The organism is Rheinheimera sp. 4Y26 (assembly GCF_025245835.1).
Lineage (GTDB): Bacteria > Pseudomonadota > Gammaproteobacteria > Enterobacterales > Alteromonadaceae > Pararheinheimera.
In genome coordinates, this window is record NZ_JAOBWS010000009.1 from 55,184 (window position 1) to 70,864 (window position 15,681).

Below are 15,681 nucleotides of genomic sequence, written 5' to 3' on the forward strand. Positions count from 1 at the left end.
GTTCAGTAGCCCGGCTTCACACCGGGCTTTGCCTCAAACAGATACTGCCGTGTTCCTTGTCAGAGGTAAAGCACGGCAAAGCATCGCTGTTTTTGTCAGAACTGATAACGGACTTCAGCACCATAAGTACGGGGCGGGTTTAACGACGTAATAGGGGTGCCCAGCACATCTGCCGCCCAACCACCAATACCGCCGGTGGTGGCACTGTCGGTCAGGTTTTTACCCCACAGCGCCAGCTCCCATTGTTGATCGGCGCTGCTCCAGCTCAGTCTGGCATTCAGGCTTTTACTGTCGGCAAAATAAGCCGGAATGGTTTTTGCCACTTCCAGCAAATCCGGGTCATCAGCGCGGGTATTTTCTTCAAACACATAATCCAGATGCAGTTTAATATCACCGGCCAGCCATTGTTGGCCAGGGGTCCAATCAGCGCTCAAGGTATAAGAGTCGGCGGTGGACGATTTTTCCACATCTGTGACCAGTTTGCCTTCGGCATTGTAAAACTGCTGCCACTTCGATTCAGTGCTGCGATATTCGGTGACCAGCCCCAGTTTTAACGTATCTGTTGCCTGATAATCCAGAATGGCTTCAACCCCATTGATGTCCTGATCGCCGTTGATCACCACAGGCACGGCCACACCAGCGCCCGGCTCTTTGCTGTTGACCGAACGCTGACGGTTGGTTAAATCCATCTGAAAGCCCACCAGCTGCAACCGCAGTTTGCCCCATAAGTCGGCTTTATAACCCAGCTCTAAGTTGCCCACTTCTTCAGGCGCAAAAGGCGTGATGGCGGAACGTGGATCTAAAGAGTCATAACCACCTGATTTATAACCAGTTGAATAAGAAAGATAAACCATGCTGTCCGGGTTCAGCTGATAACGGGTGACTGCCCGACCTGTTAATTTACTCCAGCTGTGTGAAGCATCGAGCCTTGGCATCACAGGGAATAAAAAGTCGGTGAGACCTGGCATCGCAGCGCCAAAAGAGCGTTCTTTAATTTCCCAGCTGAAATCTTTGTCGTCGCGGCTATAGCGTAAACCTGCGGTAAAACCCCACTGCTCATTGAGCTGGTAATCCACATCGGAATAGATGCCATAAGAGTTAAATTTGCCGCTGTTGATAATATCTTCAGACCAGAGTTTACCGGCATTAGAAGGGCCAAAAATTTCGTTAATGCCAAGACCGGCGCTAACGGCCTGATAAGTTAAATCGCCGGTAGCGGCAATAGCACCCGCCAGCTCAGGGCTAAAAGGCGCTGCACCTAACATTTGTAATAATTGCTCTGCGCCCGGGTCGACCATCGCCATCACACTTAAAATGCTGGCCCAGTCCTGCGGGTTCCACAGATGATCGGCAGGTAAACCCATTTGCGCAATCATCTCTGCCGGCAAACCGGCACCTTGTAAAGCGCCAATCAGCATGCCGTTCAAATTCGCAGTGGTCAGTCTTGCCACAGTGTCGGCCATAATATTCAGGCTGGTTTTTTGATAAACGTTTTCAGTGCTGTAAGTGACACCGCCAACATAACTCAAAGCGTCTTTCTGATAGTTAATTTGCAGCTCGTTATAAAAAATATCGGAATCTTCAAAGTTGATGGTATCGAGGTAACGGGTTTTGTCGGCTGTGCCGTCTGAGTCATCACGGCCCGACACTTGCCATTGCCTTTTGCTGCTAATCAGTTTTCCCGACCAGTCATCGTTAAAGTCATGGGTAATTTTTAACGACAAAGCGTCCATATCCCGGCGTTCATGGCCGTCAATCACGTCGTTTTCTATGGTTCTGTCCAGCGGGTTCATGCTGTAGGCATAAGGGCTGACGCCAATAGAGGGCGCATAACCCTGATTCACGTCATCCCAGTCGTAACTCAATTGCACCTTAGTGTTGGCGCCCGGTTGCCATAAAGCCGCCAGCCGCGCCGCCTGATGATCGGTGTTGCCAAGCTCCTCACCCTGATAAGCTGAATACACATTATCTAAAAATGAATCCCGCTGATTGCTCATCAGATTAAGCCGCAGCGCAAACTCGTCATTCAGCGCTGTATTGGCCATGGCCTCATAACGCTGCAGTGCATAGTTGCCCAAAGTGGCTTTTAAAAAGGCTTCGTTGTCCTGCGAAGGGGCATTGGGGATCATATTCACCACACCGGCGGCGGCGTTTTTACCAAACAGCGTGCCCTGCGGGCCCTTCAGAATTTCAATGCGCTGCATATCGGAAAACATCACACTTTGCGCGGCGCGTGGCAGGTAAAAATCATCAAAAAATATCGCCACCGATGGGTCGCCGCCCGTGCTGATATTGCTGCTGGAAATACCCCGCATGGTGGCAGAAGCCTGCACTACGGCGTCTTTACTGAATTTAAAACCCGGGGTGTAATCGGCAATGTCCCCCAGCAGCACTGAGTTGGTTTCTTTTAAATCTGTGGCAGAAATACTGTCGATGGCCACAGGCACATCCATCACATTCTGCTGCCGCTTTTGCGCTGTGACTGTAATAGTTTCAATGGCTTGGGCTTTGTTGTTGCCCTCTTTGCCGGCCTGATCCGGCGTGGCTGTGCCGCTCTGCTGTGCCAATACCGGGTTGTGAGTACCTGCCAGCAACATAAAAATACAAAGGGCTAACGGCTGGACTTTAAATGACGGTCTAAATGACTGATTTAATGCTTGTTGCTGAGGGTTGTTTGACGCTGCGCGGCTGGATTTGTTTGTTATAAACATCACTCTCTCCGATTTTTTTAATTGTTATACCTGCAGGGCCGGATCCTGAAACTGGTTCTGATGTTTTGCTGCTGTTCAGAGAGGGTCCTGGTCGCCTTGATAGTAACAATGCAACAGGCTAAAGAAAGCCAACTGGACAATTTTGCACACTTTTCGGTTTGAACCTTGGCGGCTGAAAAAGCAAGCTAGCCCTATGTTCCACAGCAAGAGCAGCACCCGCTGAAGCCTGATGCTTAAAACAAAAAACGTGCAAATTTCAGCCATTTTATTGTTTTTATTCAATATAAATGCAGCATCTGCCACAACGGCCGCCAGCTGTGATGCCTGTCATGCCACTGCTGCTCGCCAGGCAACCAAAGCGCCCCAACTGGCAGGACAATCAGCGTCCTACCTGCAAAAGCAGCTTGTTCAGTTTCAGCACGGCGAGCGGGGCGCAGCAGCAGGAGATGTGGCTGGTCAACAAATGGCGGCCATGGCAAAAACCCTCACTGCAGCCCAGATAGAGGAACTCAGCCAATTTTACAGCAGCCAAAAAGCTGACAGCGCCAGCACAAACAACGGCACATCAACCAGGCTGGATGCCAACCAACTTGATCAGGGCCGGCGTTTATATATCGGCTCTTGTGGTGCCTGTCATGGTGCCAAAGCTGAAGGCAATACGGCTTTAAATGCACCGGCTTTGTTTTTGCTCGATAACAGCTATCTGCAATTGCAGTTAACCCATTTTCGCGACGGTGTACGAGGCACCACTAAAACAGACAAACCGGGCCGGCAAATGGCGTTAATGAGCCGCCAGCTTAGCGACGCTGAAATTCAGGCTGTTGCTGCTTATATCAGTGTTGGGGCGCAATAATGCTGCCGCTGCTGTTGGCACTGGCGGTGACCGGGCAAAACACCACAGCCATAGAACTAAAAAACAGCTGCCCACCCAGCTTTGAGCTCAGCAATAACAACACCTGTCTGTTGGTCAGCCGTTATGATTTGTACGATTCGCTGCACGATAAAGGCGTAGGCGGCACCCAAACTTCTTTGCCCAAAGCCCGGGATGGTTTTAGCCCACAACAAATTGATTTGGGCCGTTATCTGTTTTTTGACCCATTGCTGTCCGGCAATCACCGCCAGGCTTGTGCCAGCTGTCATCAACCCGATAAAGGTTTTACCGATGGCAAAGCCTTAAGCACTGGCACGCACGGCGATGTCGGTAACCGCAGTGCGCCCAGTTTGTGGAATGTGACGTTTTTAAAAAAACTGTTTTGGGATGCCCGCGCCGACTCACTGGAGCAACAAGCCTTAATTCCACTTTTTGCTGCCCATGAAATGGCCAATAGCGCCGAGCAGTTATTGGCCGATTTATCGACCAATAAAATTTATCCGGCCTTGTTTAAACAGGCGTTTCCACAAGCAGCGCAACTGGAGTTATCGCAGGTAGCCACTGCACTTGCGGCTTTTCAGAGTTCGCTTATTTCACTGAACAGCAGATATGACCAATATGCCCATGGGTATCATGAGGCGCTGGATACTGACGAAATCAAAGGGCTGAACGTGTTCCGCTCTTTTGTCGCGCGCTGCGCCGAATGCCACACACCACCGCTTTTTACCAATCAACAGATTGCCGTGATAGGCACACCAGAACCAGACGGTATGCCCTTTGATCAAGGCGCCGGCAACAGCAGCGATAAAAAGAAATTACGCGGAGCCTTTAAAGTGCCAAGTCTGCGTAATATCGCCAAAACCGCGCCTTATATGCATTCCGGCCGTTTTGCCACGTTAGAAGAAGCGGCTGAGTTTTACACCAAGGGCCGGGGCCATGCAGTGCAGGAACAAAAACTGCTGCTGCACTGGCATATCTGGGAGCCCAAATTAACGCCGGAAGAAATCAGCCAGATCAGCAAGTTTTTACACACTTTAACCGACGAGAGCCTGATGCCTGAGCTGCCCACAGCGCTGCCATCCGGCTTACCACTGCCGGCGGAGCTGCAACACAACACAACAACAGCAGCGGCCGAAGCAACCCCATCCATTGCACCCTCCAGCGAACAAGGGACACAACCATGAAAAAAACCACCATCACATTGGTGTTATTGCTGCCCGCGGCATTTTTTGCCGGCCAGTTTTTCAGCAAAAATACCCCGGTAGCGCCAACCTATGCGCCTGAAGTCAGCTACAACGCCGGCAGCGCAGCCAAAAGCAGCAATGCCAAAAAATCGGTGATTAACCCGGCGCCCACCGGCACTATCCATCAGGTCAAAGACGGCCAGCTGATTATGGACGCGGTCAAAGCTGCCCAGCCCGGTGATGTGATTCAGGTATGGCCCGGCACTTATACCGAAACTGTCTATATCGACAAAAATAATATCCGCTTAAGCGGTGTGATAGTGGAAGGCAAAAGACCCAAACTTTTTGGTGACGGCCATTTAAACGACGCCATTTTGTATTCGGGCAACAACGTGGTGGTGGAAAATTTCCTGATCACCAAATACAAAGGCAATGGCATTATGGGCCAGGCCGGTAACAACTTTGAGATCCGCAATAACATTATTGAAGACACAGGCGTATACGGCATTTTCCCGCAACTGGGCGAAAACGGCATTGTGGAGCATAACGTGGTGTCGGGTATTGAAGACGCTGCCATTTATATTGGCATGAGTGATTATATTCACGTCGCCAACAACGAAGTGTTTGACAGTGTGGCCGGTATTGAAATTGAAAACAGCCGTCACGCCGTGGTGGAAAACAACTTTGTGCACAACAACACCGGCGGCATTCTGGCTTTTGTCACACCGGGTTTACCGATTAAAGACACTGTCGATGTCATTATCCGCAACAACTGGATAAGCCACAACAACACCAAAAACTTTGGCGCTGTCGGCAGCATGGTGGCTGGCATTCCGGCCGGCACCGGCATTCTGATTATGGCGGCCGACAAAGTGGTGATTGAAGACAACCTGATTTTGAATAACAAAACCGCCGGCATTATTATCACTGACCATCAGAATGCACCAAACACCACTTTGGATCCAGAATCAGACCCCACACCAGATGAAATCATGGTGCTGAATAATCTGATGTATAACAACGGCTTTGATACCATTCCTGAAGCCAAAGTACTGATGACCACTGAGCTCAAACAAGGCAATCCGGACATAGTGCGGGTGGGTAACAGCAACAACAGCTGCATTAATAATGCCCAGCAATATGTCACAGTGGGCGTCAGCAGCTGGCCGGCCTGTAGTTTCAGCAACACAGACTCAGTAGTGAGTTATTTGCTGGACACGCCAGCGGCACCCCGTTCAGTGGCTGCTGCCGATAAAGGCAAATATGCTTATTTAGGGATTTGTACCGGTTGCCACGCTTACACCGGCCGGCTGATTGGCCCACCTGTGCAGGTGATTCAATCTTTGTATATGGACGACCCGCAGGCGCTGGCTGATTACATCGCCAACCCGGTGAAAAAACGCGAAGATTATCCGCTGATGCCAAAACAGGATTACCTGGATGCCGAAACCCGGCTGGCGGTGGCTGAATATTTGTTGTCGGTGCAAAAATAAATAAAAAACAGTGGGTTGCCTGCAAAAATGCAACCCACTGTTCGTTTTACCTGAAAGATTACTCCCCGACTTATTTGCCAGATGAGTTCGCCAGCTTTTGCAGATTTTCGTTAATTTTAAAGCTGTATCAACAGCTCAGACCCAATGCAGGACGCGATAGCCCCCAGCAAAATGCTAAACCCTTAAACCGCCCCCCTCCGGGTTTTCCTGGGCTGAACAGCGACAAAGCTGAATAAAAACAACTACTTCCACTTTATTGCAACAATGGCAAGATGAACTTTGGCCAACACGGAACTGCAGCGACACCAGGCATAACCCCGGTTTATTCAGCGAAGGCTGGTCGTTCAGCACAGTGAATAACAGCAACAAGGCCTGCACACAAACTTGCCGGGCTGGCAAAAGCGTGAAATATTAAGTCTTTATATCTGCCTTTTGCCGGGCTTCTCCGGGCTCCCTGTTGATAAGGAAAATTACATGGCACATCAATGGCGTTTTTTCCGCTCCGGCGGTTTTGATCAGGTCAAACTGGATAAAATTGCCGACTGGCAGCAGTTAGACCAACTGGATCCAAAACTCTGGGCTGCACTCAGTTGTCCGGTACAGGGGCTGGAGTTTGACCATCGCACCCTGAGTTATCTGGATACAGACCACGACGGCCGGGTGCGGATTGATGAAGTGAAAGCAGCCGTGAACTGGGCTTTGTCGGTATTGCAGCAGCAGGACGTATTGCTGACAGGGGAAGCACTGCCGCTGAGTGCCATCAACAGCAGCCATGAAGAAGGGCAAAAGTTATTGGCTTCTGCCAAACGGATGCTGCAAAACCTCGGCAAAGCTGATGCCGGCAGCCTGACAGTGGCCGACACCGCCGATATGGCACTGATATTTCCGGCCAATCAACTGAACGGCGATGGTGTAATCACCGCAGAACTGGCTCAGGAGCCGGAAGTACAACAACTGATCAACACACTGCTGGGTCTGGAAATCTCGACCATGGATCGCAGCGGTGTGCCGGGCATTGATAAAACACAACTGGAACAATTTGTCGCCGATGGCCGTTTGTATACACAATGGCTGCAACAAGGCCAGAACATCAGCACTATTTTTGCCGAAAATACTGAGCCGCTGTATCAGCTGGTGCAAAAACTCGACGCCAAAATCACCGACTATTTTACCCGTTGCCAGCTGGCTGCTTACGACGAAAGCGCTGCAGTGCCGCTCAATGGTGCCGCTGAAGACTATGCCGCACTGTCACGACAACTATTGTCAGAAGCCAGCTCAGACACCAATTATCTGCCTTTGGCTCATGTGAGTGCAAAGGGCCTGTTGTCACTGCATCAGGGCGTGCATCCGCACTGGGCTGCCGACCTTGCCCATCTGGCAACCCTGGCACAGCCGCTGTGGTGCAATACAGATCAAATTAAGCTGGCACAATGGCAACAATTAAAAACTGCACTGGCCACTTATAACGAATGGAAAGCACAACAACCCAATAGCAATGCCGCCACACTGGACGCTGACCAGCTGGCCGCTTGCCTGAATGAACAAACGTTAACAGCCGCTTATGCGCTGATGGACGCGGATTTAGCGCAGCAGGCCGAAGCTGAGTCTGTGCTGGATGTCGACAAACTGGTGCGTTATCAGCGTTATTTACGCGATTTATTGCGTAACTTTGTCAATTTCGAGAATTTTTACAGCCTGGAACAACCGGCTATTTTCCAGAATGGCCGTTTGTATATTGATGGTCGCAGCTGTGATTTATGCCTGAATGTGAACGATGCCGGCAAACATGGCAAAATTGCCGGTTTAAGCGGCACTTATCTGTTGTATATCGACTGTGTGCGCAGTGCCACCGGCGAAAAACGCTCAGTGGTCGCCGCCATGACGGCTGGCGATGCCGGTAATTTAATGGTCGGCCGTAACGGTGTGTTTTACGACAGAGCAGGCCGGGACTGGGACGCCACTGTCACTCAGATTGTCAGCAATCCTATCAGTATCCGCGAAGCCTTTTTTACCCCTTACCAGCGCATTGGCCGGATGATTTCTGATCAGGTACAGAAATTTGCCGCCGCCAAAGACAAAGAAATTGAAGCCAAAAGTGCTGCCAGCGTCGGCGACGCCGCCAAAGTAGCCGAAGCACCGGCGCCAGCCAAACCGGCCGCACCTTTTGATGTGGCCAAATTTGCCGGTATTTTCGCCGCCATAGGTTTAGCCATTGGTGCTATAGGCACAGCGCTGGCCGCTGTGGTGACTGGTTTCCTTGGTTTATTGTGGTGGCAAATGCCTTTGGCAATTCTTGGTATAGTGTTGTTTATCTCAGGCCCATCGATGCTGCTGGCCTGGTTTAAATTACGCGCCCGTAATCTAGCACCGCTGCTGGACGCCAATGGCTGGGCGGTGAATACCAATGCCAAACTCAGCATTAAATTTGGTACCCGCTTAACGGCACTGGCAGCTATTCCGGCCGGCGCCAGCCGCTCGCTGATTGACCCTTACGAGAAAAAAAGCAAAGCCGGTTTATGGCTGATTCTGCTGGTGGTTGTGGTGGCGAGCTGGGTATTGTGGCGCCAGGGCATTTTTGAATTTTTGCTGAAATAAGCCCAAAGCAGCACCGGCTGCTGCAGCTTAACCCGCGAAACGGCCAGGCAATAACAATTGCCTGGCCTGTTCTTTAAAAGCTTCACCAATTTTTATCACCCGCTGATTACTGAGCCTCAGCTGCTGGCTGTCACGGCTGACCACATGCGCCGCAGCCACCAGAAACGACTTATGCACCTGCACAAAAGCTGTGACAGGTAACTGCTGGCAAAGCTGCTTTAAAGTGCTGCTGACCAGCGTCATCTGCTCACCCTGCCAGACTTTGACGTAGTTACCATAAGCTTCAAAACAACACACCGTATCCAGCTGAAAACGGCGCAATTCTCTGTCTACTTTTAATACAATAAAATCAGTAGTTTGCGCTAAGTGATTGCCGCTATTGTTGTGTGTGTTCACAAGGGGGAGTTCTGGTGCAGAGCGCACCATATGGTTACGCCGGACTTTCTCCAGCGCCTGAGCCAAACGTTCTGCGCTGATCGGCTTTAACAGATAATCGGTTACATCCAGTGCAAAACCTTCCAGCGCATAGTCGGCATAAGCGCTGGTAATAATCACCTGCGGCGGTTTGGCCAGCAATTTCAGCATCTCAAGGCCGGTGAGCACCGGCAGCTGAATATCCAGCAACATCAGGTCAATCTGCTGCTGCGCCAGCACCGCCAGCGCTTCTGCCGCATGATAACTTTGCGCCACCACCTGCATATCAGGGTGCGCCGCCAGATGATGCAATAACACCTGATGGGCTAAAGGTTCATCATCAACCAGCAGCAATTTCAGCATCTGTGGCTCCTGTGGAAAATTCCAGTGGCAACTCTAATTCTGCCAGCCAGCTTAACTGCTTTGTGCTGTGATGTTGAGCGGCGCTACTCAGATAAAAATTGTCACCATAATAAAGTTGCAGCCGCCGGCGTAAATTCTCCAGCCCAAGGCCGGTGGTTGTGTTGCTGCCCACAGCGCCGGCATGACCGCCTTTGTGTTCGTAACTATTAACGCAACTAAAATACAGCCGCTGTTGTTTTATACTGACGATGATTTCCACCTGGCAAGCGTCAGCAGAGGGCTCCACCCCATGTTTATAAGCGTTTTCCACCAGCATAATTAACAATAACGGCGGTAACTGGTGCTGGCTGGCGTTCTGTGGCAATTGCAGCTTTAAGCTGGTTTTATTGCTGACCCTGAGTTGCTGCAGCGTCAGATAATGCTGCAGATAATCCAGCTCCTGTTGCAAAGTCACCAGGTTTTGCTGGCCCTGATACACCACATATCTTAATAAATCAGCCAGTTGCAGTATCAGTTTCGGTGCATCATCCGATTTGATTAAACAAAGGGCATACAGATTATTTAAGGTATTAAATAAAAAATGCGGATTAATCTGCTGTTGCAGCAGCTGCAATTCGGTTTGAATTTTTTGATGCTGAATTTGCGCTAAGTTGGTTTCCTGCTGCTGCCGGTCAAAAGCCAAAATCAGTGGCGTGGTAAATAACCACTGCAATAACATAAAGTTAAAGTTGTACCAGTCAAAAGGGTTATGGCTGCCAGCTGGTACTGCCGGCACAGCAACCTGATTCATCGGCAGTTGTAATAACAGTAGCGCCAACGGCACATAACTCAGCAGCATCAACACCAGGCTCAGCATCACAAAAGGCAACAAGCCGTGCCGTGCCAGAATACGCCGTACCAGCCAATAGCGGTTAAACCAATAACAACCATACATCAGCGCGGCTAACACACTGAATTGCCATAAATAATAAAGCGTAAGCAGCGGGTTTTGCAGGATGCGCTGCCAATCAAACTGCACCGGTATTGGCTGCTGCGCCAAACCAGGCGCATGCGACACCAATAACAAAGCCCAGCCGACAGTCCAGCACAGCAATAACAGCGCCAGCACCCCGTCCAGCGACCAAAGCCATTGCCAGCGCCTGGCATGTTGCAACTTGTGCTGATAACAAAAATGCAGCCAGTACAGCAAACTGAAGCCAAAGGCCAATACCCGCTGTTCCAGGCTAAGGATGTTAAGTGCAGCAGGATAGCCCAACATCACAACCAGCCAAAACAACAGCAGCAGTGTCATTTTGAAGGTTAAGCTTGCCGGTTGCGGCTGCCCCCCCTGTTGTTGCCCCTCTATAAAACGGCGGGCAAAAAATTGCGCCGCCGCCTGAGCCAACAACAAAGGAAAAAACTGCAACAGCAACCAACCGGCTTGTGGCCATAACAACAACCAGTCCGTCTGTTCCAGCGTCATGGCGGGACGCAGTGCTGCCAATAACCAGGCCAGCAGCACCGGCAATAACGCAAATACATCTCCAGGCTTCAATGGTGCAAGTCGCTTCATTATTGGCATATTCAGGAACATCAATGCCGTTATGCTGCCTGTGTTCGATGGCCTTGTCATCTGTCGGCGGACAAAGACGGCTTTTGGCCTGACAAAACCGCGGCAGCAGCGTCGATTGCGGCCATCGGGCTGTTGGTCATTGAAACTGCACCTTTGGTCATTGCCCGCTTGAGCCCTTTATTGCGGGCGCCTTAGCCTTGAGCACAGAACCCGGCACCACAAGGCTCATTCCATGCTGCACATCGAACAACTCAATAAAACTTACCCGGACGGTACTATGGCGCTGCGGGGTTTAAACCTGCGCGCCGGCCGTGGCATTTTTGGTTTATTGGGTCCCAATGGTGCCGGTAAATCCAGTTTGCTGCGCACCATTGCCACTTTGCAGCAGCCCGACAGCGGCCAAATTCACTTTAACGCTCTGGATGTGCTGCAACAGCCACAACAATTGCGCTGCCAGTTAGGCTATTTGCCACAGGAATTTGGCGTTTATCCCCATCTGTCCTGCCTTGTTTTGCTCGAACATATTGCAGTGCTCAAAGGTTTGACCGATAAAACCACCAGGCAACAACAAATCACCGAATTGCTGGAGCTGACTAACTTAACCAAAGTGGCGCATAAAACAGTGGCGAATTTTTCCGGTGGTATGCGCCAGCGTTTTGGCATAGCGCAGGCACTGCTTGGCGACCCGAAGTTATTGATCCTCGATGAACCCAGCGCCGGCCTTGATCCGCTCGAGCGGCAACAACTGCATAATTTACTGGCACAAATCAGCAGCGACCGGCTGGTGTTGTTGTCGAGCCATATTGTCGACGATATAGAACAACTATGTGCCGAGGTGGCCATTATGCAACAGGGTCAAATCCTGTTGCAGGGTGACACCGACGCTTTAATAACACCGCTCTGGGGTAAAATCTGGTTGTATCAGGGCGAACTTCCCGCTTTATCTCCCAAAATACAGCTGTTGCAGCAAAGTTATCTACGTGGTGTACCACAACACAGAGTGTATGCCGACCTTTGCCCCGGCGATGGTTTTAGCGCCGCAACAGCCTCTTTGCAGGATCGTTACTTTCTAACCCTGGCCGTTGCGCCCACACAGGAGCAGCTTTGATGTTAACCCCCTTCGCTGCTGTTGATTCGAAACGGCAAAAAACTTCGCAAAACACCCTATATCAGCCGCAGTTATTGGCGCTGCTGGCCAACGAATGGCGCTTTTACCGGGCGCAACCCTGGTTCTGGCTGGTGTTGTTATTGGCTTTGGCTTTTGCAGTGTTGGCCACTATCGGCAACCCACCACAAAGCGCGCAGCCGGATAAAGAGTTGCTGATTAGCCACACAAAATTGCTGATGATGTTACAACCACTGTTGATTGGTGCCTTGGCACCTTTGGCTTTTTTACGCGACCAACAAGCTGGCATGGCCGAACTGACCGGCGTGACGCCAGTTAGCCAACAACAATGGTGTTTCAGCCGGGCTGGTGCTTTATTGCTGTTAGCGCTTGGTTTTCAGCTGCTGCTGTTAATTTTGGCGGCGACTGCTGTCTGGGGGGGGATCCAGCCGGCACAGAGCCATTTTAGCCTGGGCAGCCTGGCTGGCATTTCCATCCTGTTGTTTTTACTGCAACAAGTACCGGCGCTATTGTTGTTAGTGGCTTTGCAGCTCTGGTGCAGCCGTCACATCCCTCAAATTGCGTTGTTATATCTGCTAACCGCCTGCTGTTTTATTGCTTACATGCTGCTCGCTGCAGCTACCGGCTCCCCTGTCATGGCACAAAGTGGTGAAATAGCCCCCTGGTTGTCACAGCTGATGTTGTATCTGGACCCTTATGCCTTGACGCCCTGGCTGGTACAACTGCAAAACAGCGGTTCCATAACACCAGGCGCCACCCTGCTGTTAAACCGGGCTTTGATTGTCGCACTGAGTCTGTTGTTGTGCTGGCGTGCCCTGGCCGCTGTTCCATCCGCAAAAGGACCAAAATTAACAGCAGAACCCGCTGCAACCTTGTTGAACCAACAGGTAGCCAGCCACAGCAGGGGCTTTTTCAGTCGTATTCAACCTGACATCTCTGCTCTGCAGAGTTTTATCAGCCTTTGCAAACTGCAGGGGCTTCAGCTGTTACATCAGCGCAGCACAATATTGGCGTTGCTGGTGCTCTCTGGTTTGGTTTTTAGCGAAGTTTTTAACGGTTTGGGTTATGCCGAAGCACTGAGTCAGTTGCAACCAAACAGCCGTGATGCACTCAACAGAATCAACTGGGACCTGTTGCCAAGGTTTGGCCTGGTGTTGCTGGCACTCTGGGCCAGTCAGCTCAGCTGGCTGAACCGACAGCTGCGCTGTGACGGCCTGATTGCTGCCACCCCGGTTTCTGGTGCAATGCTGCTTTGCAGTCAGCTTGTGGTGTTATGGCTGATGACCCTGCTGTTGCTGCTGCTTGGTTTTGCTGCAGTGGCAGTTGCAGAACTCTGCCAGCAACTACAGATTCAGCCCTTCGAATACCTGCAACAGGGCTTTTTCACACTACTGCCGCTGCTGGTCTGGGCCATGTTATTACTGGCTTGTCATGCCTTATTACGCTCGGCGTTGCAGGCTAACCTGGTGGTATTTGCCCTGTTGTTATTGGCACTGTCACCACTGCCCGCCATGCTGGAACTTCAGCACCCGCTGTGGCGTATTGGCCAAAGCCAATTGCAAATGCCGGACGCGCTCTTGGCTTATCAGGCTTCAGCGGGCGCTGGTAGTTTTGGTGGTGGCTGGAGCCTGGGTGGTTTTTGGCCTTATTGGTTGTTCTGGGCTTTAGTTGCCCTGGTGTTCTGGCTGCTGGCACTGACTTGTTACCACCGCGGCACCGGGCACAGCAGGCCGCTGTTGCGCTTCGGCCATCCGGCATTTAGTGTTGCTGCTGTTGTGATGTTGTTAGCGCTGACGCAGGGGCTGCATCTCCATCAGCAGTTAAGCCAGGCCGGAGTGTTACAACACAGCACAGAGCGCGCGGCCGAACGCGCCGCTTACGAGCGGCAATATCAGCACTTTTTGCAGCAAAACCAGCCGCTGGTCAGCCAGGTGAAATTGCAGCTTGAACTGCTACCCTCGGCACAACAAGCCCGTATTGATGCCAGGCTCAGCCTGAAAAATGCCGGCACCAGCCCCATCAGCGAGTTGCTACTGACAATACCGGGTGGCCTGCGTGAACAGCGGGCCATTCAGCAGATCCGTCTGGCAGGAGCCAAAGTGCAGGCAAAGCCGGCCACGGGCCAGACTTTTGATGAAAAGCAGCCAAGCGCGCTGCAGCTGCCACATCTGCTGTATCATTTTGACCGGCCATTAGCGCCTGGTGCCACAGCCGAGCTGCAACTTCAGCTGCTGGTGCAACAACAGGCCATCAGCCCGGCGCCGGATCATCAGCTACTCAGGCCCGGTTTTAGTTATCTGCGTTTATTACAGCTGCTGCCCCAACCGGGTTTTATGCCACAGCTGCGGCTTAGAGACGAGCGGCTGCGTGCTGACTATGGTTTAGCGCCCTTACCTGCCAGCGAAATTCAGCCGTCGTTGCTGGCAGCACAGGCCACCCCCACCAGCGCCCGTTACCACTGGGCCATGCTGGACATGACCTTCAAAGTACCGCTGGGTTATCAGGCCATTGCCGCCGGCACTTTAAAGTGGCAGTGGCAGCAAGACAACAGCAGTTATTTTCATTACCAGACCAGCGCGCCGGTACACAATATGCCTGCGGTGCTGGTGGTGCCCTGGCAGCCACAACAGCAGCTATGGCAGGGCATACCACTGGAAATTTACAGCCCCTATTACAACGAAGCGACAACACTGACCATGCAGGCGATACAACAGACAATGCAGTGGTTCAATAGTCAGATTGGCCCATACCCAGGTGATGCACTAAGGCTGGTGATGATGCCGGACACAGGCCCAACCGGTTACGCTCTGCCTCAGCTGGTGCTGATCAATCATAGAGTTGGCCTGCGGGCACAAGCCGCAGCTGATGCCGGTTTTAGTCAGATCTACCGGCGTACCGTGCATGAAGTGGCCCATCAGTGGTTTGGCCATGGGGTCGGCAACGGTGTACCGGGGGATGGTGCTTTTCTGGTGGAGTCGCTGGCCAAATATGCCGAGCTGGTGCTGATAGAACAACATTTTGGCCAGCAAGCGATGCAGGCGCTGGTGGATTATGAACAACAGCGTTATCAAAACGCGCTGGCCGGTAGTGTGGCCGAAGCCAAAAGCCTGGTCGACGCTGACGAAAGTTATGATCAGTATTCCAGGGCCACCCTGGTGTTTGCCAGGTTGCGGGCGGAGCTTGGGGATCCGTTGATTTGTCAGGCGTTACGCCAGTTATGGCAACAACACCGTTACCCGGCAAAACCTGCCAGCGCCATGGATTTTGTCCGGCAGTTACAGGCGCTCAGTCCGGCTGACAAACAGCCGTTGATCCGCCAGTTATTGCTGGAAGCCAAAAGCCCGTTGGCGACAGTAAAGGGCGGTTAATGAC

Annotated in this window: 9 protein-coding genes; 6 read left to right on the plus strand and 3 right to left on the minus strand. The window is 51.7% G+C overall.

What is annotated here, in order from left to right; genetic code table 11:
* Nucleotides 1–95: 95 nt before the first annotated feature.
* The gene (locus N3Z11_RS12375) at nt 96–2,711 is read right to left on the minus strand and encodes a TonB-dependent receptor (protein WP_260657496.1); all 2,616 of its coding nucleotides are present in this window, start codon (nt 2,709–2,711) and stop codon (nt 96–98) included.
* A 229-nt stretch (nt 2,712–2,940) separates the two neighbouring features.
* On the opposite strand from N3Z11_RS12375, the gene N3Z11_RS12380 reads away from it, so the two are divergent.
* The 4 genes from N3Z11_RS12380 to N3Z11_RS12395 all read left to right on the plus strand — a co-directional run bounded on the left by N3Z11_RS12380 (nt 2,941) and on the right by N3Z11_RS12395 (nt 8,854).
* Nucleotides 2,941–3,564, plus strand: coding sequence for a c-type cytochrome (locus tag N3Z11_RS12380; protein WP_260657497.1), 624 nt, complete (start codon nt 2,941–2,943; stop codon nt 3,562–3,564).
* On the plus strand, nt 3,564–4,766 hold the full coding sequence (locus tag N3Z11_RS12385; RefSeq protein WP_260657498.1) for a cytochrome-c peroxidase: 1,203 nt from the start codon (nt 3,564–3,566) through the stop codon (nt 4,764–4,766). Before N3Z11_RS12380 ends, N3Z11_RS12385 begins: the two co-directional genes overlap by 1 nt.
* Nucleotides 4,763–6,259 (plus strand): parallel beta-helix domain-containing protein, encoded by a 1,497-nt coding sequence (locus N3Z11_RS12390; RefSeq protein ID WP_260657499.1) that lies wholly within the window; start codon nt 4,763–4,765, stop codon nt 6,257–6,259. Before N3Z11_RS12385 ends, N3Z11_RS12390 begins: the two co-directional genes overlap by 4 nt.
* A 474-nt stretch (nt 6,260–6,733) precedes the next feature.
* Nucleotides 6,734–8,854 (plus strand): hypothetical protein, encoded by a 2,121-nt coding sequence (locus N3Z11_RS12395; protein WP_260657500.1) that lies wholly within the window; start codon nt 6,734–6,736, stop codon nt 8,852–8,854.
* A gap of 27 nt (nt 8,855–8,881) precedes the next feature.
* Here N3Z11_RS12395 and N3Z11_RS12400 read toward each other — a convergent pair whose 3' ends face one another.
* The gene (locus tag N3Z11_RS12400; RefSeq protein WP_260657501.1) at nt 8,882–9,631 is read right to left on the minus strand and encodes a LytR/AlgR family response regulator transcription factor; all 750 of its coding nucleotides are present in this window, start codon (nt 9,629–9,631) and stop codon (nt 8,882–8,884) included.
* Entirely contained in the window at nt 9,609–11,183 is a 1,575-nt protein-coding gene (locus tag N3Z11_RS12405; protein WP_260657502.1) for a sensor histidine kinase, read from the minus strand. The genes N3Z11_RS12400 and N3Z11_RS12405 overlap by 23 nt, the downstream gene beginning before the upstream one ends.
* 232 nt (nt 11,184–11,415) lie before the next feature.
* On the opposite strand from N3Z11_RS12405, the gene N3Z11_RS12410 reads away from it, so the two are divergent.
* On the plus strand, nt 11,416–12,291 hold the full coding sequence (locus N3Z11_RS12410; protein WP_260657503.1) for an ABC transporter ATP-binding protein: 876 nt from the start codon (nt 11,416–11,418) through the stop codon (nt 12,289–12,291).
* On the plus strand, nt 12,291–15,677 hold the full coding sequence (locus tag N3Z11_RS12415; RefSeq protein ID WP_260657504.1) for a M1 family aminopeptidase: 3,387 nt from the start codon (nt 12,291–12,293) through the stop codon (nt 15,675–15,677). Before N3Z11_RS12410 ends, N3Z11_RS12415 begins: the two co-directional genes overlap by 1 nt.
* The last annotated feature ends 4 nt before the right edge of the window (nt 15,678–15,681 follow it).